The sequence below is a fragment of the Candidatus Brevundimonas colombiensis genome (assembly GCA_029202665.1).
GTDB lineage: Bacteria > Pseudomonadota > Alphaproteobacteria > Caulobacterales > Caulobacteraceae > Brevundimonas > Brevundimonas colombiensis.
On the sequence record CP119326.1, the window covers coordinates 206,958 to 231,587 of the forward strand.

The 24,630-nt window shown below is 67.3% G+C and carries 16 protein-coding genes; 8 read left to right on the forward strand and 8 right to left on the reverse strand.

The window, feature by feature from the left end:
* The first annotated feature begins 4 nt into the window (after positions 1 to 4).
* Entirely contained in the window at positions 5 to 1,129 is a 1,125-nt protein-coding gene (locus P0Y50_00875) for an HlyD family secretion protein (protein ID WEK40186.1), read from the forward strand.
* Here the strand turns inward: P0Y50_00875 and P0Y50_00880 are convergent.
* The gene (locus P0Y50_00880) at positions 1,126 to 2,313 is read right to left on the reverse strand and encodes an MFS transporter (protein ID WEK40187.1); all 1,188 of its coding nucleotides are present in this window, start codon (positions 2,311 to 2,313) and stop codon (positions 1,126 to 1,128) included. The genes P0Y50_00875 and P0Y50_00880 overlap by 4 nt on opposite strands.
* The gene (locus P0Y50_00885; protein ID WEK40188.1) at positions 2,310 to 2,672 is read right to left on the reverse strand and encodes an antibiotic biosynthesis monooxygenase; all 363 of its coding nucleotides are present in this window, start codon (positions 2,670 to 2,672) and stop codon (positions 2,310 to 2,312) included. Before P0Y50_00885 ends, P0Y50_00880 begins: the two co-directional genes overlap by 4 nt.
* A 123-nt stretch (positions 2,673 to 2,795) precedes the next feature.
* On the opposite strand from P0Y50_00885, the gene P0Y50_00890 reads away from it, so the two are divergent.
* A complete protein-coding gene (locus P0Y50_00890) occupies positions 2,796 to 3,767 on the forward strand; it encodes a LysR family transcriptional regulator (protein ID WEK40189.1) in 972 nt (323 codons plus the stop codon).
* Between the two features lie 277 nt (positions 3,768 to 4,044).
* Here the strand turns inward: P0Y50_00890 and P0Y50_00895 are convergent, their stop codons facing one another.
* The 3 genes from P0Y50_00895 to P0Y50_00905 are packed head-to-tail and all read right to left on the reverse strand — an operon-like array spanning position 4,045 to position 9,956.
* Positions 4,045 to 5,478 carry a TolC family protein gene (locus P0Y50_00895; protein WEK40190.1) on the reverse strand — a complete coding sequence of 478 codons (1,434 nt, stop codon included), beginning with the start codon at positions 5,476 to 5,478 and terminating at the stop codon, positions 4,045 to 4,047.
* A complete protein-coding gene (locus P0Y50_00900; GenBank protein WEK40191.1) occupies positions 5,478 to 8,750 on the reverse strand; it encodes a multidrug efflux RND transporter permease subunit in 3,273 nt (1,090 codons plus the stop codon). Before P0Y50_00900 ends, P0Y50_00895 begins: the two co-directional genes overlap by 1 nt.
* Positions 8,751 to 8,753: 3 nt before the next feature.
* Positions 8,754 to 9,956 (reverse strand): efflux RND transporter periplasmic adaptor subunit, encoded by a 1,203-nt coding sequence (locus tag P0Y50_00905; protein ID WEK40192.1) that lies wholly within the window; start codon positions 9,954 to 9,956, stop codon positions 8,754 to 8,756.
* Positions 9,957 to 10,087: 131 nt separating this feature from the next.
* On the opposite strand from P0Y50_00905, the gene P0Y50_00910 reads away from it, so the two are divergent.
* The gene (locus tag P0Y50_00910; GenBank protein ID WEK40193.1) at positions 10,088 to 10,696 is read left to right on the forward strand and encodes a TetR family transcriptional regulator; all 609 of its coding nucleotides are present in this window, start codon (positions 10,088 to 10,090) and stop codon (positions 10,694 to 10,696) included.
* Between the two features lie 71 nt (positions 10,697 to 10,767).
* Here the strand turns inward: P0Y50_00910 and P0Y50_00915 are convergent, their stop codons facing one another.
* Positions 10,768 to 12,042 carry a sugar MFS transporter gene (locus tag P0Y50_00915; GenBank protein ID WEK40194.1) on the reverse strand — a complete coding sequence of 425 codons (1,275 nt, stop codon included), beginning with the start codon at positions 12,040 to 12,042 and terminating at the stop codon, positions 10,768 to 10,770.
* Between the two features lie 202 nt (positions 12,043 to 12,244).
* Positions 12,245 to 15,079: a TonB-dependent receptor gene (locus tag P0Y50_00920; protein WEK40195.1), complete on the reverse strand. Its 2,835-nt coding sequence runs from the start codon at positions 15,077 to 15,079 to the stop codon at positions 12,245 to 12,247.
* A gap of 346 nt (positions 15,080 to 15,425) precedes the next feature.
* Between P0Y50_00920 and P0Y50_00925 the strand changes: the two genes are divergently transcribed.
* Both P0Y50_00925 and P0Y50_00930 read left to right on the forward strand, forming a co-directional pair.
* Positions 15,426 to 17,183 carry an alpha-amylase family glycosyl hydrolase gene (locus P0Y50_00925; protein WEK40196.1) on the forward strand — a complete coding sequence of 586 codons (1,758 nt, stop codon included), beginning with the start codon at positions 15,426 to 15,428 and terminating at the stop codon, positions 17,181 to 17,183.
* A gap of 41 nt (positions 17,184 to 17,224) precedes the next feature.
* Positions 17,225 to 18,829 (forward strand): alpha-amylase family glycosyl hydrolase, encoded by a 1,605-nt coding sequence (locus P0Y50_00930; protein ID WEK41503.1) that lies wholly within the window; start codon positions 17,225 to 17,227, stop codon positions 18,827 to 18,829.
* A gap of 5 nt (positions 18,830 to 18,834) precedes the next feature.
* Here P0Y50_00930 and P0Y50_00935 read toward each other — a convergent pair whose 3' ends face one another.
* Positions 18,835 to 19,872 (reverse strand): LacI family DNA-binding transcriptional regulator, encoded by a 1,038-nt coding sequence (locus P0Y50_00935; protein WEK40197.1) that lies wholly within the window; start codon positions 19,870 to 19,872, stop codon positions 18,835 to 18,837.
* Between the two features lie 103 nt (positions 19,873 to 19,975).
* Between P0Y50_00935 and P0Y50_00940 the strand changes: the two genes are divergently transcribed.
* From P0Y50_00940 to P0Y50_00950, 3 genes are all read left to right on the forward strand, one after another.
* A complete protein-coding gene (locus tag P0Y50_00940) occupies positions 19,976 to 22,042 on the forward strand; it encodes a glycoside hydrolase family 97 protein (protein ID WEK40198.1) in 2,067 nt (688 codons plus the stop codon).
* Between the two features lie 139 nt (positions 22,043 to 22,181).
* A complete protein-coding gene (locus P0Y50_00945) occupies positions 22,182 to 23,690 on the forward strand; it encodes an MFS transporter (GenBank protein ID WEK40199.1) in 1,509 nt (502 codons plus the stop codon).
* Entirely contained in the window at positions 23,687 to 24,628 is a 942-nt protein-coding gene (locus tag P0Y50_00950) for an alpha/beta hydrolase-fold protein (GenBank protein WEK40200.1), read from the forward strand. The genes P0Y50_00945 and P0Y50_00950 overlap by 4 nt, the downstream gene beginning before the upstream one ends.
* Positions 24,629 to 24,630: the final 2 nt, after the last annotated feature.

Sequence of the window (24,630 nt, forward strand, 5' to 3'; positions counted from 1 at the left end):
ACCCATGACCGACACCGCCCCCCCCGCCGCCGTCCCTGCCTCTGCTCCCGCCGCCGCGCCAGCCGCAGCACCAGCCGCGCCGCCTCCGCCCCAACCCAAGAAGCGCGTGTTGTGGACCGTGGTCGCCGTCTGCGTCGCCGTGCTGGGCGTTCTGGTCGTGCTGTTCGCCTGGCAGCTGCCGCCCTTCACCGGCCATATCCAGCGCACCGACAACGCCTATGTGCGCGGTCAGGTCACCCTGATCAGCCCCCAGGTCAGCGGCTATGTGGTCCAGGTGCCGGTCAAGGATTTCCAGACCGTCGAGGCGGGCCAGTTGCTGGCCCAGGTCGATGACCGCACCTACAGCCAGCGTGTCGAACAGGCGACGGCGACCCTGCACGCCGCCGAGGCCGTCCTGGCCAACTCGACCCAGTCGCAGGCCTCGGCCCGCGGCTCCGTTGCTCAATACGCCGCCTCCATCGCCGGCGCCGAGGCGAACCTGGCCAAGGCCCAGGCCGACGCCAACCGCGCCCGCACCCTGAAGGCAGGCGGCTGGGTGTCCCAGTCCAATGTCGATGTCGCGGAGGCCGCCCTTCGCAGCGCCCAGGCCCAGGTCGCCCAGGCCCGCGCCCAGCGCGGCATCGCCGAGACCAGCGTGGAGTCCGCCGTGGTCGGCCGCGGCAGTCTGGCCGCCCAGGTCGAGAACGCCCGCGCCGCCGTGCGCCTGGCCCAGATCGACCTGGCCAACACCCGCATCGTCGCCCCGCGCGCCGGTCGTCTAGGCGAGGTCGGCGTGCGTCAGGGCCAGTATGTCACCGCCGGAACCCAGCTGATGGGTCTGGTGCCCGACACGATCTGGGTGACCGCCAACATGAAGGAGACGCAGATGAAGAACATCCGCGTCGGCCAGCCGGTCGAGCTTAAGGTGGATGCGCTGGGCGGTCAGGCCCTGCGCGGTAGTGTCGAGCGGATCGCCCCGGCCGCCGGCAGCGAGTTCAGCGTCATCCGCCCCGACAACGCCACCGGCAACTTCACCAAGGTCGCCCAGCGCATCCCCGTCCGCATCCGCATCGAGCCGGGGCAGGAGGCAGTGCAGCGTCTGGCGCCGGGCATGTCGGTCGTGGCGCGGATCGATACGGCCGCGCGCTAGGCTGCGCCGCGCCCCTGACGAAATCCGTGTCGGCTCATGGCGATGACCACGCCGGTCGGGATGAGCAGCGCCAGCAGGCTCCACGGCAGGCTGGCGGCGCCCTGATATTGCAGCAGCACGCCGCCGATAAGCCCGCCGATCGCGATGGCCAGGTTCCAGATGGTCACGATCATGGATTGGGCGACATCGGCGGCGTCGCCCGCGACACGGGCTGAGGCGGTCTGCAAGAAGGTCGGCGCGCCGCCGAAACCGACGCCCCAGACCACCACGGCGGCAATCACCACGACCGGCGATCCGCCCCACAAGCCCATGAGCAGAGCGGCGGCGGCGAACAGGATCGTGCTGGCCAGAGCCAGTTGCTTCAGGCGCTGGTCGATCAGCAGGCCCGTGATCCAGATGCCGACAAGGGCTGACAGACCGAACACCAGCAGCACGACATCCACCCGATCGGCCAGGCCTGACCGCTCAAGGAAGGGGGCGATGTAGGTGTAGAGAATGTTCTGCGCCAGCACGAAGCCCAGCGTGCCCGCCAGCACCGCCTTCAATCCCGGCAGGGCGATGACCTTGGCCAGCGATCGCCGCGCACCCGCCGTCTCGCCCTCGAAGTCCGGCACGCGCCAGACGATCCACCCGATCAGCACGATGCTGATGGCGCTCATCACCAGAAAGACCGCGCGCCAGCCGATCAGCCCGCCCAGGAACGTGCCTGCCGGAATGCCGATGGTCAGGGAGAGGGGAATGCCGATCATCACGATGGCCATCGCGCGACCACCCAGGTGCGCGGGCGACATCCGCCCCGCATAGCCCGCCAGCAGCGACCAGACGACGCCCGCGAATATGCCCGCCGCAAACCGCGCGGCCAGGGTCACCGAATAGAAGGGCGACAGGGCCGTCACCGCATTGACGATCAGGAAGCCCGCGATGGCCGCGATCAGCAGGGGGCGTCGGCGCCACGACCGCGTCGCCGACGTCAGGGGGATCGCCGTCAGCAAGGACCCCAGCGCATAGGCGGTGATCAGTTGGCCCACCATGGGCTGCGACACCCCAAGCCCCGCGCTCATCTGCGGCAGCAGACCCGCCGGCAGCGCCTCGGTGAGCACGGTCAGGAAGCCGGCCAGGGCCAGGGCCGACAGCCCCGCCAGCGGCAACCGCCCCGGTAACGGCTTGCAGACGGCGGCGGTCATGCCGCGCCGCCGGTCGGGATGGCGGGCAGGATCAGGTCGCCGACGCGATAGGTGTGAAACTCGCTGGTCGAAACGGCGCCCAGACGTTCGAACTTCTCGACAAAAACGGGATCGGAGAAGAACTCGCCCACATCGCCTTCATCGGAGATGGCCTCGATGTTCACGACGGTCTGACCGTCGGTGCTCTTGGCCAGACTGCTCCACAGGAACCCCGGCTTGCGCTCCGAGACATAGCGAACCACGTCCTGAATGATCGCGAACGCCTCATCCTGACGCCCGGCGTGGGCATGGATCACATTGACGATGAAGACGGTGGGCGGCGCGGCGGAGAAACCTGCGGTGAAGACGGGAGACGACATCGTGGGAACCCAGTTGAAGCGGTCGGTGCTGACCGCGACCGCTAACTAAGGTCGCGACCATCACGGAAAAACGCGCTATCGTTCTCCTCAGTCCGGACATTCAGTTCCGCAATTGAAAAGCCGATGGACAGCCTCAGCGCCCTCAATGTTTTCGTCCATGTCGCCGAGGCAGGCAGCTTCGTCGGCGCGGCCAAGAAGTTGGGCGTATCGGCGTCCGCCGTGGGCAAGACCATTGCGCGGCTGGAAACCCAGATCGACGCCCGTCTGTTTCACCGCAGCACGCGCGCCATCGCCCTGACGGGAGAAGGCGGTCTGTTGCTGGAGCGGTGCCGACGCATCTTCGCCGAGGTCAACGCCGCGACCCACGAACTCTCGGCCTCCAGAGAAGCGCCACGCGGGCGACTGCGGCTCAGCCTGCCGCTGGCGGGCATGTTGCTGATGCCGATCCTGTCGAACTTCATGAAAGCCTATCCCGATATCCGGCTGGATCTCGACTTCACAGATCGCGTCGTGGATGTGATCGAGGAAGGCTTCGACGCCGTGGTCCGTACCGGCGAGGTCGTGGATTCGCGCCTGGTCACCCGAAAGCTCGGCGCATTCGACCATGTCATCGTCGGATCTCCCGACTATCTGCAGCGCCTGGGGGTTCCTGAAACGCCCGAAGACCTGGCCCGCCACCTGTGTCTCCAGCACCGCTATCCGTCCACGGGAAAGCTTGAGCGGTGGCCGCTCTATCGCGAGGACCGGTTTGTCGGCGGCGGCCTGCCGCCGACCGTGATCGCCAGCACGCTGGAGCCGCTGATCTATCTGGCCGAATGCGGCCAGGGACTGACCTGCGTGCCCCTGTTCGCCGTGCAGCATCAGATCGAGGCCGGGACCCTGATCCCCGTCCTAACCCCCTTCATGAGAAGCAGCGGCGTGTTCCGCGTCGTCTGGCCGTCGAACCACTGTCTGACGCCGCGGGTGCGCGTCTTCGTGGACTTCATGGCCGCCGCGCTCACGGCCTCCCCGACGACAGTCTCGCCGCCATCAGATGCACGTCATGCGCCCGCATCCGTTCAAAATTGCCGAGTCCCAGGGTTAGCGCGCGCATGACCTCGGCCTGACGGGTCTGTTCAGGCTGGGCGGGCAGGCGGGGTTCCGCACGCGCCAGCTCCGCGTCCAGTTCGGCCATCATCTGCGCCAGGATTCTGTCGTTCATGTCGTTCTCCATCGCGCCACCGATCCAAGGCGATCTAATCACCAAAAGAACAGACAGTGAACACCGACTTTGAGACGTCCTGTGGAGAACGGCATGAAAAAGGCCGGGCGATTGCGCGCCCGGCCTTTCCAGTCTCTGGGTTGAACGCGCGCGAACAGCGTTCCGCGCCGTTCAGCTGTCGGCCTGCCAGCCGCCGGCCAGGGCGCGGAACAGGGCGATCTGATAGGTCGTGACCAGGGCGTCGGACTGGGCCAGGGCCGCGTCGGCCGCAGCCTGGGTGCGCTCGGCGTCCAGCACCAGCAGGAAACTGTCGGCCCCGGCGTTGAAGCGCAGGCGCGACAGGTCGGCGGCGCGGGCCGCCTGGTCGCGCGCCTCGGTCAGGGCCGCACGGCGATCCAGCTCGTTGGCGTAGTTGCTGAGCGCCGTCTCCGTCTCCTGCAGGGCCGTCAGCACCGTCTGGTCGAAGGTGGCCAGGGCCGCGTCCGACCGGGCGCCGGCCGCCTTGATCTGGGCGCGGGCGGCGAAGACGTTGGGGAAGGACCAGCTGATCAGCGGACCGAAGCTGAAGCGGAAATTCTGGTCGTCGCCCAGATCGCCGGACTTCAGCGCGGTCGAGCCGTAGGAGCCGCCCAGGCTGATGCGGGGAAACAGGTTGGCGGTCGCCACGTTCACGCGAGCCGCCGCACCGGCCAGTTCCGCCTCGGCCTGGCGCACGTCAGGCCGCCGCGCCAGAAGCGCCGCGCCGTCGCCGACCGGGATCGGCTGGGACAATTGGGGCGGCCGCACGCAGGACGCCGCCGCCTGGCTGGCCTCGGCCGGGGTGCGGCCGATCAGGGTCGACAGACGGAACAGCGCCTCGTTGCGGGCGGCGCGCAGCGTCGGCAGGGTCGCCGCCGTCTGGGCCACGGCCGCGCGGGCGCTGGCCACGTTCAGCCCCGTGCCCGCCCCGCCGTCAAGCAGGGTCTGGGTCAGGCTGGCGGTGTTGCGTTGCAGTTCCAGCGTCCGTTCGGCCACCGCGATCTGGGCGTTGGCCGAGCACGCATCCGCATAGGCGCGGGCGGTCTCGGCCGCGACCGTCACCTGCACCGTGGCCAGGGCGGCCTCGGCGGCGCGTGTGTCGGCGCGGGCGGCGCGGATGGTCGATTCCACCCGCCCGAACAGATCGACCTCATAGGCCGCCTGAACGCCGACGTCATAGGTGTCGACCTCGGGCGCCTTTTCGCCCGCCGGCAGGCCGGGAACGGTGGCGGCCGAGGCGCGGCTGCGCTGGGCCTGGGCGCTGGTGGTCGTGGTCGGGAAGCGGCCGATGCGCGCCTCCGACAGGGACGCCCGGACGGCGCGCAGATTGGCGAAGGCGGCCTCCAACTGGTTGTTCTCGGCGAACGCCTGCTGGATCAGGGCGTCCAGCGCAGGGTCATCGTACAGCCGCCACCAGTCGTCGCGCGCCTGAGCGGTCGAGACGGTGGGGTTGGCTGACCCGACGAAGGCGCCGGTTCCGGCCGTCGGCAGGTCCGCCGCCGGCGCCTTTGGCCCGACCGCGCAGGCGGCCAGCAGAGCGCTGGAGGCTGCGGCGGTCAGAAGGCTGAGGGTGTGTTTGCGGGTCATCAGATGTCCCCTCCCCGGCCGGTCACGGGCGCAGGCGCGTTCGGATCGGTCAGGTCGCTGGTTTCGTCGTAACGCTCGACCCGATCAGGAGTCGAAGTCGGCGCGGGCTTTTTGCCTTGCGGCAGCTTCGAGGACAGCCAGCGGCTGACCACATAAAAGACCGGGGTGAAGATCAGACCAAAGAAGGTCACGCCCAGCATCCCCGAGAAGACGGAGGTGCCCAAGGACTGACGCATCTCCGCGCCCGGACCCGAGGCCAGCATCAGCGGCACGACGCCGAGGATGAAGGCGAAGGAGGTCATCAGGATCGGGCGCAGACGGGTCTTGGCGGCGGCGACCGCAGCCTCGAACCGGTTCATGCCCTGCTCTTCCTCGGCCTGTTTGGCGAACTCCACGATCAGGATGGCGTTCTTGGCCGCAAGGGCGATCAGCACCACCAGCCCGATCTGGACCAGGATGTTGTTGTCCAGGCCGCGCAGGTTCACCCCGATGATCGCGGCGAGCAGACACATGGGCACGATCAGGATGACCGCGAGCGGAAGCGTGAACGCCTCATACTGCGCCGCCAGCACCAGGAAGACGAACACCACCGCCATCAGGAAGATGACCGTCGCGCCCGAACCGGCCGCCTTCTGCTGATAGGCCAGGCCTGTCCATTCGTAGGAGAAACCCTGCGGCAGGGTCTGGGCGGCCATGCGCTCCATGACCTGCAGCGCCTGGCCGGACGACACGCCCGCCGCCGCATTGCCCTGAAGCTCGGCCGCCGGGAACAGGTTGTAGCGGACGATACGCGATGGTCCCGAGTCGTTCTTCAGATTGGCCACCGAACCGATCGGCACCATGGCTCCCGACGCGGACTTGGTCTTCAGATTGGCGATGTCGGCGATGTCGTCGCGCGCTTGCGGCTCCGCCTGCGCCGTCACCCGGAAGGTGCGGCCCAGCATGTTGAAGTCGTTGACGTAGGACGAGCCCAGATAGACCCCCAGCGTGTCGAACACGGCGCCGGGCTGGACCCCCATCATCAGCGCCTTGTCGCGATCGACGTCGGCGGTGATGCGCGGCGAGGCGGTGTTGTAGGTCGAGAAGACCTGGCTCACCTCGGTCGGCGCCTGGGCGGCGGCGCCCATCATGGCGAACGTCGCGCCTTCCAGCGGACGATAGCCGGCGCCTTCACGATCCTGGATCATCATCGAGAAGCCGTTGCCGGTGCCCAGACCCTGAACCGCCGGGGGGGCGATGACGAAGATCTGCGCGTCCTCGATCTGACCCGTGGCCTGGGTGATGGCCCCGGCCAGGGCGGTCGCGGCCTCCTGCTTGGTGCGGTGCTCGAACGGATCCAGACGCACGAAGATGGTGGCGGCGTTGGAGCCGAACGAGAAGCTGGAGCCGTCCAGGCCGGCGAAGGCCACGGTGCCGTTCACGCCTTCGGTGCCCCGGATGATCTTGGTGGCGCGTTCCATCACCGCCTGGGTGCGATCCAGAGACGCGCCGGCCGGCAGTTGGATGACGCCGATCAGGAAGCCCTGATCCTGTTCGGGGATGAAGCCCGAAGGCGTGTCCACCAGACGCCAGGCGGTCAGGCCCAGCAGGCCGGCATAGACGATCAGCACCAGGCCGACCGTGCGCACCAGACGCGCGGTCAGGCGACCGTAGCGATCCGACAGCCAGTCAAAGCCCTCGTTGAACTTTCGCCCGGCCCAGCCGCCGTAATAGACGACCGCGCCCAGGACGCCCGGCTTGCGGATGTTTTCGTGATCCTTCTCGTGCGGCTTCAGCAGCAGGGCGGCCATGGCCGGCGACAGCGTCAGCGATACGAACAGCGAGATGACCGAGGCCGAGGCGATCACGACCGCGAACTGGCGGTAGAAGATGCCGGGGATGCCGGGCACGAACATGGTCGGCACGAACACCGAGATCAGCACCAGGCCGATGGCGATCAGGGCGCCGGAGACTTCCTGCATCGAGCGATAGGCGGCCTCTTTTGGCGTCAGGCCTTCGCTGATGGCCCGCTCCACATTTTCGACCACGACGATGGCGTCATCGACCACGATGCCGACCGCCAGAACCAGGGCGAACAGGGACAGGGAGTTGATCGAATAGCCCAGCGCCAACTGCACCGCAAAGGTGCCGACCAAGGCGACCGGAATGGCGATGATCGGGATGATGGCCGCGCGCCAGGTCTGAAGGAAGACCATGATGACGAGGACGACCAGGATGACGGCTTCGACCAGAGTGTGCTGAACCGACTCCACCGAGGCGGCGACGAATTCGGTCGGGTTGTAGGGCACGGAGAGGTTCATGCCGGCCGGCAGATCGGCCTTGACGGCCTCGACCTCGGCCAGGACGCGATCGGCGGTGCCCAGGGCGTTGGCGCCCGGCTGCTGCACGATGGCGATGCCGACGCCGCGCTGGCCGTCGAAGAAGCCGCGGATGCCGTAATCCTGGGCGCCCAGTTCGATCCGCGCCACGTCGCGCAGATAGGTGACGCGCCCCTGGGCGTCCGTCTTCAGGATGACCTTGGAGAATTCTTCGGGGTTGCTGAGACGGCCCTGAACCTGAACCGGCAGCTGGAACGAGGCGGCGCTGTTCGCGAAGGGCGGCTGGCCGATTGAGCCGGCCGCGGCCTGGACGTTCTGGGCGCGCAGGGCGGAAACGATCTCGGGGCCCGTCAGACCGCGCTCGGCCGCCTTTGCCGGGTCGATCCAGACGCGCATCGAATAGTTGCCGCCGCCGAACACCTGGACCGCGCCCACGCCCTCGATCCGCAGCAGGCGGTCCCGCAGCGTGGAGTTGGCGTAGTTGCCGACATAGTCGTTATCCAGCGTGCCGTCCGGCGACGTCAGGCCCAGGATCATCAGGAAGCCGCTTTCGGCCTTGTTGACGACCACGCCGGTCTGACGCACCGCCTCGGGCAAGCGCGGCTCGGCCAGGGCGACACGGTTCTGGACCAGCACCTGGGCGGCATCGAGATCGGTGCCGGGCTGGAAGGTCACGGTGATCGCGACCGCCCCGTCCGAGGTGGACGAAGAGGTGACGTAGAGCATCTTTTCGACGCCGTTCACCTCCTGTTCGATGGGAGCCGCGACGGTCTCGGCCAGGGTCTCGGCCGAGGCGCCGGGATAGGCGGCGTTGATGGTGATCGTCGGAGGGGCGATCTCGGGATACTGCGACAGAGGCAGCAATGGATAGGCGGCGACGCCGATGATCGAAATCACCACCGCGATCACGGCCGCGAAGATCGGCCGATCAATGAAGAAGCGGGAGATGTTCATGGCTTAGCCGGCCGGCAGGCTGTTGGCGAAGGAGGCGCTGGACGCCGGGGCCGCCTGGGTGACGGGCGCCTGCGCGGCGTCGGCGGCGACGGGTTCGATCTTGCCGTTCTTGGGCGTGACCTTGGATCCCGGCTGGGCGGCGCGTTGCAGACCCGCGATGATGACGCGGTCGGTCGGGGCCAGGCCCGAACGGACGACGCGCAGACCCTGGACGATGGGGCCCAGCTGGACCGCCTTGTTCGTCACGGTGCCGTCGGCGTTGACGACGGCGACAGTGCGGCGGGCCTGATCCGTGCCGATGGCCGAATCCGGCACCAGCAGGGCGTCATAGGCGCCGGCGCCGGCGACCTGGGCGCTGCCGAACATGCCGGGGCGCAGGAAGCCGTCGGCGTTGGGCAGGATGGCGCGCAGGCGGATCACGCCCGAGGCGGTGTCCACGGCGTTGTCCGAGAAGTCCATGCGGCCGGAATGCTTGTAGGTGCTCTCGTCCTGCAGGCGGACGTTGACGGTCGCGCCCTGATTGGCGCCGCCCTCACGCAGGTACTTCAGCAGGACCGCTTCCGACCCGTCGAAGACGAAGTGGATCGGCCCGCCCGAGATGATGGTGGTCAGGATGTCGCCGGCCGACGAACCGCCGGCGATGACATTGCCCGGATCGACGCGACGGTCGGACACGCGGCCCGACGTCGGCGCCGTGACGCGGGTGTAGTCCAGGTTCAGGCGCGCATTGCGGACCGCGGCGTTGGCGGCCGTCAGATTGGCCTGGGCCGCGTCGACGGCGGCCTTGTTGGCGTCATACTCGGCCTTGGACACCGCCTGGGACGCCAGCAGCGTCTCGCTCCGGGCCAGGTTGGCGCGGGCCAGGGTCAGTTGCGACTGCATCTGGGCGACCTGGGCCTGGGCCTGGGCCAGGGCGGCCTGGGCCGGCCGCGGATCCAGCGTGAACAGCAACTGGCCGCGCTGGACCATCTGGCCATCGCGGAAGTGCACCGCCTGGATATAGCCGCCGACGCGGGCGCGCACATCCACCGTCTCGACCGCCTCGAACCGGCCCGTGAACTCGTCCCAGTCGCGCACCTGCTGCTTCAGCGGCACAGCCACCGTCACCGGGGGCGCGCCTTGCGCCGGAGCCTCCGCCTTTGGGGAACAACCATAAAGCGCACCCGTCACCATGACGGATACCGCCGCAATCTTCAGCACGCGCATATGCGCAATCTCCCTGTCGGAGCTAAATCCCAGTCGAGCGGACATCGGCCGATGGGGAGTCGGCCGTGTCAACGCGTGGTGACTTAATGGTCAGGGCCGCGGCGCTTGTCAACACGCGTTGACAAAGCCATATGGGAGCTACGGTTATTGTTCTGTGGAGTGTCACACCCTTGTTATGTCCCGGCCCACGCCCGAGAAACGCCGCCGCGACGCGCACGGCCATTCTCGATGCAGCGCGCGAAAGGTTCGCGGCCGAGAGCTATGACGACGTCGGGATGCGCGACATCGCCCGCGACGTGGGCGTGGACGCGGCGCTGATCAGTCGATACTTCGGCTCCAAGGACGATCTGTTCCTGGCCGCGCTGGACAGCTGCACCGACGGCAGCACCCTGATGTCCGGCGAGAAGTCCGAGTTCGGCGCACGCGTGGCCAATGAGATCGTGTTCGAGCCCAACAAGGCCGAGAAGCTGAAGGGCATGTCGATCATGCTGCGCTCCATCGGGTCGGCCAAGGCGGCGGAGATGGTTCAGACGACCTGTTCGCAACGCTTCTTCGGCCCGCTTGAGGACTGGTTGAGCGGACCCGATGCGACGGTGCGCGCGCGGCTGTTGGCCGGGTTCATCATGGGCATGTCCGTCAGCCGCGAACTGGGCGGCGGCAGATTCAACATCGAACAGGCCCAGTGCGAGAAGATGCGCGACCGGCTGGCCCCCATCCTCCAGGCCCTGATCGACGGCTGACCCTATCGCGGAAACGAAGAAGGGCGCGGGGGTTTCCCCCCGCGCCCTTTGTCTTGTCCGGCGGCCGGCCCCTAGTGCGAGACGGTCGTCGTCACCTCGGCGCGCGCCTTGGTGCGGATACAGGCGATGGCGAAAATCGTCAGCCCCACATAGCCCAGCATCGGCACGATGAAGGCCGGCTGCAGATTGCCCGCCGCGTCGGCGATGTGCGCCGCCACCTGCGGCAGCAGGGCGCCGCCGATGATGCCAAACACCAGCAGCCCCGACGTCGCCGAGGTCGGCGCGGTTGAACGCTCCAGCGTCAGGGTGAAGATGGTCGGGAACATGATGGAGTTGAACAGGCCGATGGACAGGACGGCGTAGGCCGCCGTCGGTCCGCCCAGCTGGCTGACGGTCAGGCACAGGATGGCGGCCGCGACCGTGCAGAAGACCAGCACGACGCCAGGACGCACCCTGGTCAGCACGGCCGAGCCGATGAAGCGCCCGACCATGGCGCCGCCCCAGTACAGGGCGACCATCTTGCCCGCCGTCTCGATGGGGGCGTTCAGGATTTCCGGGCTTTCCAGGAAGTTGGTCAGCATCCCGCCGATCGAGACCTCGGACCCGACGTAGAGGAAGATGGCCAGGGCGCCGAAGATCGCCCACGGCGACGACAGGGCCTTCAGCGGCGACACCGCGTCCGTGGTCGCAGGCGCGGCGGCGTTGATCTTCTTGCGCGCCGTGAAGATGAAGATGGCGACCAGGGCGAAGAAGGAGCCCATGCCCAGGAAGGCCATGTCGATGCTGCGCAGCGACTGGATGCGGGTGGCGGCGGTCACGACGGCGCCGGCGGCGAAGACGCCGCCGGTCAGGAGGACGTGCGATCCCAACCACGGCCCGACCGTGGTGCCCAGCGAGTTGAAGGCCTGCGACAGGTTCAGACGGCTGGACGCGCCCTTCCGGCTGCCCAGTTCGGCGACCAGAGGATTGGCGGCGACCTGCAACAGGGTGACGCCCGAGGCGATGACGAACAGGGCGATCAGCACGCCTGGATACCAGTCGGCGGCGGTCGCGGCCGGCACGATCAGGCAGCCGGCGACCATGACGATCAGGGCGCCGATGATCGATCGGCTGTAGCCCAGCTTGCTCAACACGGACGCGGCCGGCAGCGACATCAGCCCATAGGCGATGAACCAGGCGAAGGTCGTCAGGAAGGCTTCGGCGTTGTTCAGGTCGAACACCCGTTTCACCGCCGCGATCAACGGGTCGATCAGCGATGTGGCGAAGCCCCAGGCGAAGAACAGGGTGGTGACATAGGCGAAGGCCAGGCCCGCGCCCTGGCGTTTTCCGGCGTCCGGAACGGTCATTGGATAGAATCCCCCAGTGAAACAAGACGGCCGCGCTGGTTCGCGCGGTTCTCCTCGCCTGCTGGTTCCGACATCGGACGGCGGGCGTCCAGTGGAAAAGCGGACGCTGTAACGAAACTTGCCCTCTGACCGGTCGGACGGCGGACAAAGAAAAGGGCCGCCTCGCGAACGCGGCGGCCCAGTTGCTCGGAGAGAAGGGGGATCAGAACTTGTAGTTCAGACCGACCGCAAAGGTGCGGCCATAGTGCTGGTAGTCGATGGTCTGGCGCTCATCGCCGTTCTGGAAGGTCTTGAACGGTTCGTCGGTCAGGTTGTTGACCTGGGCCAGAACGGACAGCCCCTCCAGCGCACCGGACTGGAACTCGTAACCGATCTGGGCGTCGACGACGGTCTCCGCCGCCACCGAACGCAGGGTGCGACCGTTGCCGAACCCAGAAACCTCGCCCAGGTAGTCCGAACGATAGCGGGCCGAAATGCGCGACTGGAAGCCGTAACGCTCATAATACAGCGAGCCGTTGATCACGTTCTCCGACAGACCCGGCAGGGCCGTGGGCGCCTGGGTCGGATCGGGCTGGACCTCGCTGTCGGTCGTGGAGGCGCTGAACTGGGCGCCGAAACCTTCGAGCGCCGGATGGAAGATGTCGAAGGGCGCCGAGATCGACAGCTCCAAACCCTTGATCCAGCCGCCTTCGCCGTTGTCCGGCGCCGACGACTTGCCGAAGTTGATGACGGGCGTCACGCCGCCGGTGGGATAGCCGGTGAAGTCGAAGATCTGGTCGTGGTTGTAAACGTAGCTTTCCAGATGCTTGTAGAAGGCCGCCAGCGAGATATAGCCCTTGCGATTGGCGAAATACTTCTCGAACGAAATATCCGCCACGTCAGCGATATAGGGGGTCAGCGTCGGATTGCCTCCAGAGGCGCTCCACGGCGAGTTCTGGTCGGCCGACGCATTGCCATTGTTCTTACCGTTGTCGAACGAATAGTTCCGCGAGGCGCGCATGTCGTCCATGCGGGCGCGGGCCAGGGTGCGGGCCGCCGCAAAGCGCACGAAGGCGTCGTCCGCGACCTGCAGGATGAAATTCGAGCTGGGCAGGATTTCCAGATAGTCCTTGCCGCCCGAAACGGCGATCGTTTCCGATACGCCAAGCCCAGCCTGACGGGCCGAGAACCCGGTGGAGTTCTGGTCCGTATAGACGAACTGCATACCGACGTTGCCCGTCAGGGGCATGCCGAACAGGTTGTGGTCGATGTTGGCGCGGACATAGGCGGTGGAGACCTTTTCCGTCACTTCCCAGTTGCCGGCGGCGACGTCGGCGTTCGGGTTGCGGATGCGGTTCAGCGCGCCGCTGTTGACCAGGCCCAGAGCATCGTAGCTCAGCACCTGCGAGATGCCGAGATAGCCCAGATCGGTCGGGTCCAGAAGGAAGGCCGTCGGCACGGTCAGATCGCCGCCGCCGGGCACGCCGAGGTAGTACTGATCATTGACGAAGGTCTTCTGGCGTTCGGTGTAGTTGATGCCGAAGTCGATGGACTTGAACGGACTCTGGTGCAGTTCGCGTGTGACCGAGAAGCGGGCGGCCTTCAGCTCGTCCTTGATGGACGGGGTGTTCATATAGCCGGCCTGACCTTCAGGAATCACGTCGCCGCCCCAGCCTTGCGGGCTGGTGATCTTGATCAGCGCGGGGTCGGCATAGTTCAGGCGGCTGGTGAACTGCGTCACGCCGTCGCCGGTCAGCTGGAAGCCCAGGGTGTCCAGGGCGCCGTTGATGTTGCGGCCCGTGCCGGCGTTGGTTTCCAGGATGATGTCGTTGCGCTCGACCTTGGAATAGCTGAGGTCCAGGTTCGCCGACCAGTCGTCGCTGATCGTGAACTCGGTGTTCCAGCCCAGGGCCGTGATGTTGCTGTCGCGCTTGTTCAGGTCGTTGCGGACCACGCCCTTGATGTTGTCCCAGGTCCCCGCCACGATCAGGCCGTTCTCAACGGTGTAGCCGGGACGCAGCGACGGCGCCGGACGGCAGACGTTGGGCGTCGCGACATTGTTGGCGATCTGGCAACCGCCCAGGACGGTGTCGCTGCGTTTCGGGTTTTCAGCTAGACCGCCCCAGGCCAGCGGGAATTCGATGCCGCGCAGGACCTGGGTGTTCTTGAACTTGGAATAGAAGGCGTCAAACGTGGAGTGGATGCGGTCGTTCGGGCGCCATTCCAGCACGCCCATATAGCCGTCGCGCTCCAGCTCCGACGACATGACGTAGGGCTTGACCCCGCCGGTCAGCAGATTGCCGTCAGAATAGTTCGGATAGCCCCAGGCGTTGAACCGCTCGGACTGATAGGGCGAGTTCATGTGGGCGTAACCCAGGGCCACGCCCAGGGTCCCGTCCAGGAATTGATCGACGTAGGAGACGGTGTAGCGGTCGCCCTTGTCGGTGGTGCCCGAGTTCAGGGCGCCGATGTCATTCCACTCGTGGCGGTAGTTCAGGGCGATGGCCTGACGGCCATAGGCCAGCGGGCGCACGGTGCGCAGGTCGACGGTTCCGCCCAGGCCCTGGCCGATCAGGGCCGAATCCGGGGTTTTGTAGACGACGACGCTGGACAGCAGTTCGGCGGGGAACTGATCGAATTCGACGCCGCGGTTGTCGCCGGTCGTGACCAGTTCGCGACCGTTCAACAGGGCGGTGGTGAAGTCCGGGCCCAGCCCCCGGATCGAGATCGCCTGGCTGCGGCCGTCGAGGCGCTGCATCGTCACGCCCGGCAGGCGCGCCAGGGATTCGGCGATGGACACGTCCGGCAGCTTGCCGATGTCCTCGGAGGAAATGACCTCGACGATCGAGGTGTTGTTGGCCTTGGCCGAGATCGAGGCTTCGATCGAGCGGCGGATGCCGGTGACGACGATTTCGCCGACTTCGGTCGGCTGGTCGCCAGCCTGAGCCGTCGTCCTCGCGGCGGTCTGGGCGTGGGCCGAGCCGACCGCCATGACGGCGGCTGCGCCGAAGGCGACGCCGGACAGCAGACGCGCGCGTCGGTTGAGACGTTGGAACATGATCATCCTCCTGGGGCTGATCGCATTTCTGAACGTCGCGATCCTAAGCCGTCGCAAAAATATGCAAATCCTCGCGAACCTTGCAAGCAGTTAATGTTGCCGCCCCTTTCCCGCCCTCAGACAAGCGGGATTTTTGCAACTGCGACACCTGATCACGCCGTGATAGCCCGTTCAGACTTTGCATTGCAGCAAAAAACGACCCGCGTTGACAGGCGGCGCCATTGCTGCAAAATCTTGCAAACTGATCTGGAAGGCTTTGCATCGACCAGACGTTTGGGAGCGACGAATGACGAACAAAGCCAGGACACCGAACAGATGGCGCGCGTTTGCGGCCGCGACTGTCCTGATGTCGGCCGTCGCCGGCTCGACGCTGGCCCAGACCGCCCCGGCGCCCGCCGTTCTGGAGGCGCTGCGCCAGCGCCCGCCTCAGGACGAGGTGATCTATTTCCTGTTGCCCGACCGGTTCGCCAACGGCGATCCCGCCAACGACCGCGGCGGTTATGCGCCCCAGCGGCTGGTCAGCGGCTTCGACCCGACGGACACTGACTTCTATCACGGCGGCGATCTGGCGGGGGTGATCCAGCGGCTGGACTATATCCAGGGCCTGGGGGCGACGGCTGTCTGGCTGGCGCCTATCTTCAAGAACAAACCGGTCCAGACGCATGGCGACTATACCGGCGCGGCGCATCACGGATACTGGATCACCGACTTCACCACCGTCGACCCCCATTTCGGCGACGAGGCGACGATGCGCGCCTTGGTCGATGCGGCCCATGCGCGCGGCATGAAGGCCTATCTGGACATCGTCGCCAACCACACCGCCGACGTCATCCGCTATCGCGAATGCCCGCAGAACGACTGCGCCTATCGCAGCCGCGCCGACTATCCCTATACGCGCAAGGGCGGGGTGGACGGGGCGCCGATCAACGACGGCTTCGACGGCCGCGACTTCACGCGCCTGACCCGGCCCGACTATGCCTACACGCCTTACATCCCGGCGGGTGAGGAGAACGCCAAGGTTCCGGCCTGGCTGAACGATCCCATCCGCTATCACAACCGGGGCGAAAGCACCTTTTCGGGCGAAAGCAGCCTGGATGGCGACTTCGCCGGTCTGGACGACCTGCTGACCGAGGACCCGGTGGTCGTCCAGGGCATGATCGACATCTTCGGCGGCTGGATCGACCGATACGGCATCGACGGCTATCGCATCGACACGGCCCGCCATGTGAATCCCGCCTTCTGGCGGGCCTTCATCCCCGCCATGAAGGCCCGCGCCGCGGCCAAGGGCATCCCCAACTTCCACATCTTCGGCGAGGTCTATGATCCCGATCCAGCCGTGACGGCGCGGTTCACGCGGGTCGATGGCTATCCGGCCGTGCTGGACTTTCCGTTCCAGAAGCAGGCGACCGACGTCGCGGCGGGCAAGGTCGGGACCGACGCCCTGGCCCGGCTGTTCGACGCCGACGCGATCTATGCGGACGGCGCGGAGACGGCTGCCATCCTGCCGACATTCCTGGGCAATCACGACATGGGCCGAATCGGCTTCTTCGTGAAGCAGGCCAACCCAGAGGCCGACGACGCCGAACTGCTGGCCCGGATCAAGCTGGCCCATGCGCTGATGATGTTCAGCCGGGGCGTGCCCACCCTCTATTACGGCGACGAGCAGGGTTTGGCCGGCGCGGGCGGATACGGAAACTCGCGCCAGGACATGTGGCCCAGCCGCACGCCGGTCTATGCGAACGAGACGCCGGTCGGAGGTCGCCAGCCGGCCTATTCGACCGAGGCGCCGCTTTACAAAGCCATCGCGGAAATGGCGCGCCTGCGCGCCGCCGAACCGGCGTTGCGTCGTGGTCGTCAGGTCGTGCGCGCCTATGGCGACAAGCCGGGTCTGTTCGCCCTGTCACGCCTGACCGACGACGGCGGCGAGGTGCTGGTCCTGTTCAACACCTCGACCGCGCCCGTCAGCGCCCAGGTCGAGGTGGAGCCCGGCTCGCTTCGGTGGCAGGCTCTGCGCGGCGACTGCGCCGCCCGTTCGTCGGCGCCCGCCAGCGTCGCCGTTCGCGTTTCCCCTCTCGACTACCTCGTTTGCAAGAGCGTTCCGTGACCGCCCAACCCCTCGACCTTTCCCCGGCGGACGCCGCATCGATCCCGGCCGCAGCGCGCGACTGGTGGCGGGGCGCGGTCCTGTATCAGATCTATCCGCGCAGCTTCGCCGATGCGAACGACGACGGCGTGGGCGACCTGAAAGGGATCGCCGACCATCTGGATCATGTCGCCAGCCTGGGCGTGGACGGGGTATGGCTGTCGCCCTTCTTCAAGTCGCCGATGAAGGACTTCGGCTATGACGTGTCGGACTATTGCGACGTCGATCCGATCTTCGGAACTCTGGCCGATTTCGACGCCCTGATCGCGCGCGCCCATGCCCTGGGGCTGAAGGTCGTTATCGACCAGGTCTTTTCGCATACCTCGGACGAACACCCCTGGTTCACCGACAGCCGCGCCAGCCGCGACGGCGACCACGCCGACTGGTACGTCTGGGCCGACGCCAAGCCCGACGGTTCGCCCCCCTCGAACTGGCAGTCGGTGTTCGGCGGCCCGGCCTGGACCTGGGACGCGCGGCGCGGCCAGTATTACATGCACAACTTCCTGGCCTCTCAGCCCCAGCTGAACGTCAGGAACCCGGCGGTGCAGGACGCCCTGATCGCGGCGGCGCGGTTCTGGCTGGACCGGGGCGTGGACGGCTTCCGTCTGGATGCGATCAACTTCGCCATTCACGATCCGTCCTTGCGCGACAATCCGCCGATCGACGACGGCAAGAAGCGGACGCGGCCGTTCGACTTCCAGGACAAGATCTACAACCAGTCCCATCCCGACATCATCGGTTTCCTGAACCGCATCCGAGCCCTGACCGACAGCTATGACGCCCGGTTCACGGTGGCCGAGGTCGGCGGCGACCACGCCGACCGCGAGATGAAGGAATTCACCGCCGGGAGCGACCGGCTGCATTCGGCCTATGGCTTCCTCTACCTCTACGCCGACACGCTGAGGGGCGAGCTGATCGGCCAGGGCGACCGGATGTGGCCGGACCAGCAGGGCGAGGGCTGGCCGTCCTGGACCTTCTCGAACCACGATGCGCCGCGCGCGGTGTCGCGTTGGGCCAGGGGGCGCGACGAAAAGGCGTTCTCGGAAATGGCCCTGCTGCTGCTGATGAGCTTGCGCGGCAATGTCTTCGTCTATCAGGGCGAGGAGCTGGGCCTGCCCCAGGCCGAGGTGCCGTTCGAGCGGCTGGTCGATCCCGAAGCCATCGCCAACTGGCCCCAGACCCTGGGCCGCGACGGCGCCCGCACGCCCATGCCCTGGATCGCCGCCGCACCCAATGCGGGCTTCTCGACCGTGGAGCCGTGGCTGCCGGTCGATCCGCGACACCAGGCGCTGGCGGTGGACGCGCAGGAGGCGGACCCGAACTCGATCCTGCACGCCGCGCGCCGCATCATCGCCCTGCGTCAGGGTCATCCCGCGCTGCGGACCGGCGGTCTGGAGATCGAGAGCGCGGGCGACCTGGTGGTCTTCCGCCGGTTCGAACGGGCCGAGGGCGGCGAGCGGCTGCTGTGCGTGTTCAACCTGGGCTTCAAGGCCGTGGACTGGGCGCCGCCCGCTGGCGCCCGCCAAATCGCAGCGGTCAACTGGACCGAGACGGACGGCGCGGCGCTGAGGCCGCTGGCCGGTCTGATCTTCGCCGACGCCGGATGAGGGGGTCAGCCGCCGCAGGTCTCGCGAACGATCAACTCGGTCGGAACGCGCTCGGACCGGCCGGCGCCCATGCCGACGCCCATGCCGGCGGATGCGCCGCCGTGATCCAGCAGTTTGGAGACCATCAACCGGCCGGCCTTCATCGTGTCCTGGGCGATGGTGCTGAGCGCCGGGCGCGAATAGCGGCTGAACGGCACATTGTCGAAACCGATGACCGAGACCTGGCCCGGCACGTCAACGCCCGCGTGCAACAGGGCGCGCACGGCGCCCAGGGCGATCTGGTCCGACGCCGCCACCACCCCGTCGAAGGCGACGCCGCGTCGGATCAGGGCGTCCACGGCGGCCTCGGCCGACTCGACCTCGAAGTGGGCGGGCACGATCCGTTCGGCCTCGGCCTCCAGCCCGCTCTGGTTCAGGGCGTCCAGATAGCCGCGATGGCGCTGCATGGCCTCGGGCGGATCGAGGTCGCCCAGGAAGACGATGCGCTTTCGCCCCAGTCGCGCCAGATGCAGGGTCGCGCGCCGTCCGCCCGAGATATTGTCCGAGCCGATGGAGCAATAGTCCTGATCCGGCAGTTCGGCGCCCCAGACGACGAACCGATGGTCGGCGTCCACCAGCCGGTTGAAGGCCGAATGCAGGCTGGACTGGCCCAGGAAGATCACCCCGTCCGCCCGGCTGGTGTTCAGCGCCGCCGACAGCTCGTCATAGTTGGCGGGCGAGATATGGCTCATCAACAGGTCGCAGCCGCGTTCGCGCGCCGCCTCGCCCACCCCGGCCAGAAGCTCAAGGAAGAAGGGATCGCTGAGGCGCCCTTCCCGCCCCTGCGGGCGCGGCACGACCAGGGCGATGGTGCCCTGGGCGCCGATCGGTCCGGCGGGCATGTGGCGGCGGAACGGATAGTCATGCTCCTTGGCCAGCTTCCAGATCGTCTGTTTGGTGCGGTCGTTGACGGCGGGGCTGTCGTTCAGGGCGCGCGAGGCGGTGGCGATGGACACCCCGGCCAGGCGGGCGATGTCTTCCAGTCGGGTGGTCTTGCGGCTCAAGGTCGCGGGTCCTCACAGCAGCGTGGCGATACTGCAAAATTTTCTGCAAATATTTCAGCCACCGTTCGCGGCGGTTGGCAAGAGGCGGCGTAACGGAGTTCCCATGATGCAGCGCAGATCCTTCCTGGCCCTCGGCGGCGTATCGATTCTGGCCTTTGGGGCGACCGGCGCGCGGGCCCAGACCTCGCCCGCCCACGCTCGCGCCTCATCGCCCGGCGGGGTTCTGACGGTCGAGGCCTTCACCGACAACGACGGCCGGCCGATGTATTCGGTTCTGCGTCAGGGCCGGGTCGTGGTGGCGCCGTCCAAGCTGGGCTTCCTTTTGACCGACGCCCCGGCCATCGAACGCGGCCTGGCCATCACCGCCAGCCAGCCTGTAACCGTCGACGACACCTGGGAGCAGCCGTGGGGCGAGCGCCGCTTCATCCGCAACCACTATAACGAATGGCGCGTCACCTATGCCGAGACGGGCGGCCTGCAGCGGCGCGTGGACGTTGTGTTCCGCCTTTATGACGACGGCCTGGGCTTCCGCTACGAGTTCCCCGACCAGCCCGCGCTGAAGACCGTTCGCATCGGATCGGAACTGACCGAGTTCAACCTGGCCGAAAACGGCGAGGCTCTGTGGTGCCCGGCCTGGGAATGGAACCGCGAGGAATACCTCTATAGCCGCACCCTCATCGACGCCGTCGGCACCGCCCAGACACCGATGACGGTCAAGGGCCAGTCCGGCCTGCACGTCTCGATCCACGAGGCAGCCTGCCTCGACTATGCAGGCATGAACCTGCGCCGGTCCGAGGGGACCAGATTCCGCGCGCAACTGACGCCCGGCCTGACCAATGCAGCGGTGGTGCGCGAGGCGCCGTTCAACACCCCGTGGCGCACGTTGCAGATCGCGGACGATGGCGCGGGCCTGATCGAATCCAGCCTGATCCTGAACCTGAACGAGCCGAACAAACTGGGCGACGTCAGCTGGTTCAAGCCGATGAAATACGTCGGCGTCTGGTGGGAGATGCACCTGGAGCTGAAGACCTGGAACTCCGGTCCCAAACACGGCGCCACCACCGAGAACGCGATCAAACACATCGACTTCGCCGCCAAGCACGGCCTGGGCGGGGTGCTGGTCGAGGGCTGGAACAAGGGCTGGGACGGCCAGTGGTTCGCCAATGGTTCGGACTTCAGCTTCACCGAGGCCTATCCCGATTTCGACATTGAAGCGGTCTGCGCCCATGCCCGCGCCAAGGGGGTGCAGCTGATCGGCCACCACGAGACGGGCGGCAACGCCTTCCACTATGAACAGCAGCTTGAACCGGCAATGGCGCTGTACGAACGGCTGGGCGTCCATTCGGTCAAGACCGGCTATGTCGCCGATGCGGGCGGGGCGCGCGTCGCGGGACCGGACGGCCGGATGGTCATGGCCTGGCACGAAAGCCAGCCGATGGCCCAGCACCATATGCAGGTGATCGAGGCGGGCGCCCGGCACAAGGTCGCCGTCAACGCCCACGAGCCGTTCAAGGACACGGGCCTGCGCCGCACCTGGCCCAATATGATCAGCCGCGAAGGCCAGCGGGGCATGGAATATTCGGCCTGGGGAAATCCCGGCAATCCGCCCGAACACGAGCCGAACCTGGTCTTCACCCGCCTGCTGGCCGGGCCGATGGACTATACGCCCGGCATCTTCGGCATGGAGACTCGCAGCCCCGGCGGGGTGAAGACGACCTGGGCGAAACAGCTGGCCCTCTATGTCGTCATCTACAGCCCGATCCAGATGGCGGCGGACCTGCTGGTCAACTACGAGGCCAATCCCGGCCCGTTCCAGTTCATCAAGGACGTGCCCTGCGACTGGGCCGAGACCCGCGTGCTGGCCGCCGAAATGGGCGACTATGTCGTCATCGCGCGTAAGGACCGCGCCTCCGACGTCTGGGCCCTGGGCGCCGTCACCGACGAGCATCCGCGCGTCCTGACCGCGCCGCTGGACTTCCTGGACGCCGGCCGCCGCTACCGCGCCGAAATCTATCGCGACGGCCCGGACGCCGACTACAAGGGCAAACGCGAGGACATCGTGATCGAGCAGCGCGAGGTTAAGTCGGGCGACGTCCTGACCCTGGCCCTGGCGCCCGGCGGCGGACAGGCGATCCGGTTCGTGCCGATGGGAAGGGCGCGGCGCAGATGAGTTTCTCCGCCAATCCGTCATCCTCGGGCTTGCCCCGAGGACCGGGCGCTGATCGGGCGTTGCGTCGGCCGTTCGCACGAGCTGTTGCCTATCCGATCCTCGGGTCGAGCCCGAGGATGACGGACCGGGGGAACCTGACATGACCCTCCTGCCCCACCGCCCGCGCCTGTCAGGCCTGGCGATCTGGAACATGTGCGTCGGCTTCTTCGGCATCCAGATCGGCTTCGGCCTGCAGAACGCCAACACCAGCCGCATCTTCCAGACCCTGGGGGCCGAGGTTGATACGCTGGCTATCCTGTGGATCGCCGCGCCTCTGACGGGCCTGTTGGTTCAGCCGATCATCGGCCATTTCAGCGACAGGACCTGGACCCGGTTCGGGCGTCGGCGGCCCTATTTCCTGATCGGGGCCATCGCCACCACCCTGGCGCTGATCGCCATGCCAAACAGCCCCAGCCTGTGGTTCGCCGCCGCCATGCTGTGGATCATGGACGCCTCGATCAACATCACCATGGAGCCGTTCCGCGCCTTCGTCGGCGACAACCTGCCCGAGGAGCAGCGCACCACCGGCTATGCGATGCAGAGCTTCTTCATCGGCGCGGGGGCGGTCTTCGCCTCGACCCTGCCGTGGATATTGTCCAACGTCTTCCACGTCGCCGCGACCGCCCCGGCCGGGGTCGTGCCCCTGTCGGTCAAGATCGCCTTCTATGTTGGGGCCGCCGGTCTGTTCTCGGCCGTGCTGTGGACCGTGCTGTCGACGAAGGAATACAGCCCCGAACAGATCGCCGCCTTCGAACGCGCCCGCGCCCCGGTCGCCGCCGATGATGCGCCCGAGGCCCCGGCCCGGTCGGTGCGGGGCTGGCTGGGTTCGGGCCTGATCTGTCTGGTGCTGGGGTTGCTGGGGCTGGGTCTGATCGCGGCGCTGCGGCTGGAAAAGGAGCTGCTGATCCTGGGCGGTTTCCTGGCCGGGTTCGGCCTTCTGATGATCGCGGTCGGCATGATGCAGCGCCGGGGCATGGTCAACGCCGCGACCGAAATCCTGAACGACATCTTCCGCATGCCCGAGACGATGCGCGGCCTGGCGGTGGTTCAGTTTTTCAGCTGGTTCGCCCTGTTCGCCATGTGGATCTACACCACCGCCGCCGTGACTCGCGTCCATTACGGCACGACCGACGCGGCATCGGCCGCCTATGCGACCGGCGCGGACTGGGTGGGGGTGCTGTTCGGAATCTATAATGGCGTGGCGGCCCTGGCGGCCTTCACCCTGCCGGTCATCGCCAAACGGATCGGGCGAAAGGCGACCCATGCGGTGATGCTGCTGCTGGGCGCGGCCGGTCTGTTCGGCGTCTTCGCCATTCGCGAGCCGGGCCTGCTGTGGCTGCCGATGATCGGCGTCGGCTTCGCCTGGGCGTCGATCGTCTCCATACCCTACGCCATCCTGTCGGCGGCGGTGCCGGACCGGAAGATGGGCGTCTATATGGGGGTGTTCAACATCTTCATCGTCGTGCCGCAACTGCTGGCCGCCACGGTGCTGGGCCTGATTCTGAAGACCCTGTTCGACGGCCAGGCGATCTGGGCCCTGTTGCTGGGCGCAGGCTCCTTCGTGCTGGCGGCGGGCAGCGCCCTGTTGATCAAGGAGCACCGGGCATGAACCGGCGCAGCCTGCTGACCCTGATGGCCGCCCTGCCCTTCGCCGGCGCGGCCCAGGCGGAAGGCGCCGTCGCGGGCGGCCGTCTGATCGTCCACGAAGCCGTGACCTCGGCCCATGCGAAGGCGCGCAACGTCTCGATCTGGCTGCCGCCGGGCTATGAGGCGTCGGACGCCCGCCATCCCGTCCTCTATATGCACGACGGCCAGAACCTGTTCGATGCGGCCACGGCCAGCTTCGGCGAGTGGGGCGTGGACGAGCATCTGGTTCGCCTGATCGCGGGCGGTCAGGTGCGCGCGCCCATCGTCGTCGGCGTCTGGAACACCGATCTGCGCCTGAGGGAATATGTCCCCGCCGATCTGATCGCCGCCCTGCCCGCCGACATGCGCGACGAGGTCCAGGCCATCTATGGCGGGCCGTCGCTGTCCGACGGCTATCTGCGGTTCCTTGTCGAGGAACTGAAGCCCTTCGTCGACCGGACCTATCGCACCCTGACCGGGCCGCAGGACACGATGATCGCGGGCTCCAGCATGGGCGGCCTGATCTCGATGGCCGCGGTGATGAAGCGGCCCGATGTTTTTTCCGCCGCCGCCTGTCTGTCGACCCACTGGCCGCTGAAGGTCGAGGGGCTGGAGGCGGGCGCGGCGCTGGACGTCTGGCGCGAGCGGCTGGTCGCCGCCTGGACCGGCGTGATCGAACGCGGCCTGCCCGTGCCCGGCGCCCACCGCTTCTATTTCGACCGGGGCGACGAGACGCTGGATCAGTTCTACGCCGCCTTCCAGACCCAGGTGGACCGGACGTTCCGCCGTCGCGGCTATGGCCCCGGCGATTTCCAGAGCCTGGTCTTCCCCGGCGCCCAGCATAACGAGGCGTCCTGGAACCAGCGTCTGGACGTTCCCCTGACCTTCCTTCTTTCCCCCGCCCCCACGCGCAACCCGTGAGG

Excerpts from the sequence above, each read along its gene's own strand:
- P0Y50_00875 (WEK40186.1), top strand. The coding sequence starts at position 5 with ATGACCGACACCGCCCCCCCCGCCGCCGTCCCTGCCTCTGCTCCCGCC.
- P0Y50_00880 (WEK40187.1), bottom strand. The coding sequence starts at position 2,313 with ATGACCGCCGCCGTCTGCAAGCCGTTACCGGGGCGGTTGCCGCTGGCG.
- P0Y50_00885 (WEK40188.1), bottom strand. The coding sequence starts at position 2,672 with ATGTCGTCTCCCGTCTTCACCGCAGGTTTCTCCGCCGCGCCGCCCACC.
- P0Y50_00890 (WEK40189.1), top strand. The coding sequence starts at position 2,796 with ATGGACAGCCTCAGCGCCCTCAATGTTTTCGTCCATGTCGCCGAGGCA.
- P0Y50_00895 (WEK40190.1), bottom strand. The coding sequence starts at position 5,478 with ATGACCCGCAAACACACCCTCAGCCTTCTGACCGCCGCAGCCTCCAGC.
- P0Y50_00900 (WEK40191.1), bottom strand. The coding sequence starts at position 8,750 with ATGAACATCTCCCGCTTCTTCATTGATCGGCCGATCTTCGCGGCCGTG.
- P0Y50_00905 (WEK40192.1), bottom strand. The coding sequence starts at position 9,956 with ATGCGCGTGCTGAAGATTGCGGCGGTATCCGTCATGGTGACGGGTGCG.
- P0Y50_00910 (WEK40193.1), top strand. The coding sequence starts at position 10,088 with ATGGGAGCTACGGTTATTGTTCTGTGGAGTGTCACACCCTTGTTATGT.
- P0Y50_00915 (WEK40194.1), bottom strand. The coding sequence starts at position 12,042 with ATGACCGTTCCGGACGCCGGAAAACGCCAGGGCGCGGGCCTGGCCTTC.
- P0Y50_00920 (WEK40195.1), bottom strand. The coding sequence starts at position 15,079 with ATGTTCCAACGTCTCAACCGACGCGCGCGTCTGCTGTCCGGCGTCGCC.
- P0Y50_00925 (WEK40196.1), top strand. The coding sequence starts at position 15,426 with ATGTCGGCCGTCGCCGGCTCGACGCTGGCCCAGACCGCCCCGGCGCCC.
- P0Y50_00940 (WEK40198.1), top strand. The coding sequence starts at position 19,976 with ATGATGCAGCGCAGATCCTTCCTGGCCCTCGGCGGCGTATCGATTCTG.
- P0Y50_00945 (WEK40199.1), top strand. The coding sequence starts at position 22,182 with ATGACCCTCCTGCCCCACCGCCCGCGCCTGTCAGGCCTGGCGATCTGG.
- P0Y50_00950 (WEK40200.1), top strand. The coding sequence starts at position 23,687 with ATGAACCGGCGCAGCCTGCTGACCCTGATGGCCGCCCTGCCCTTCGCC.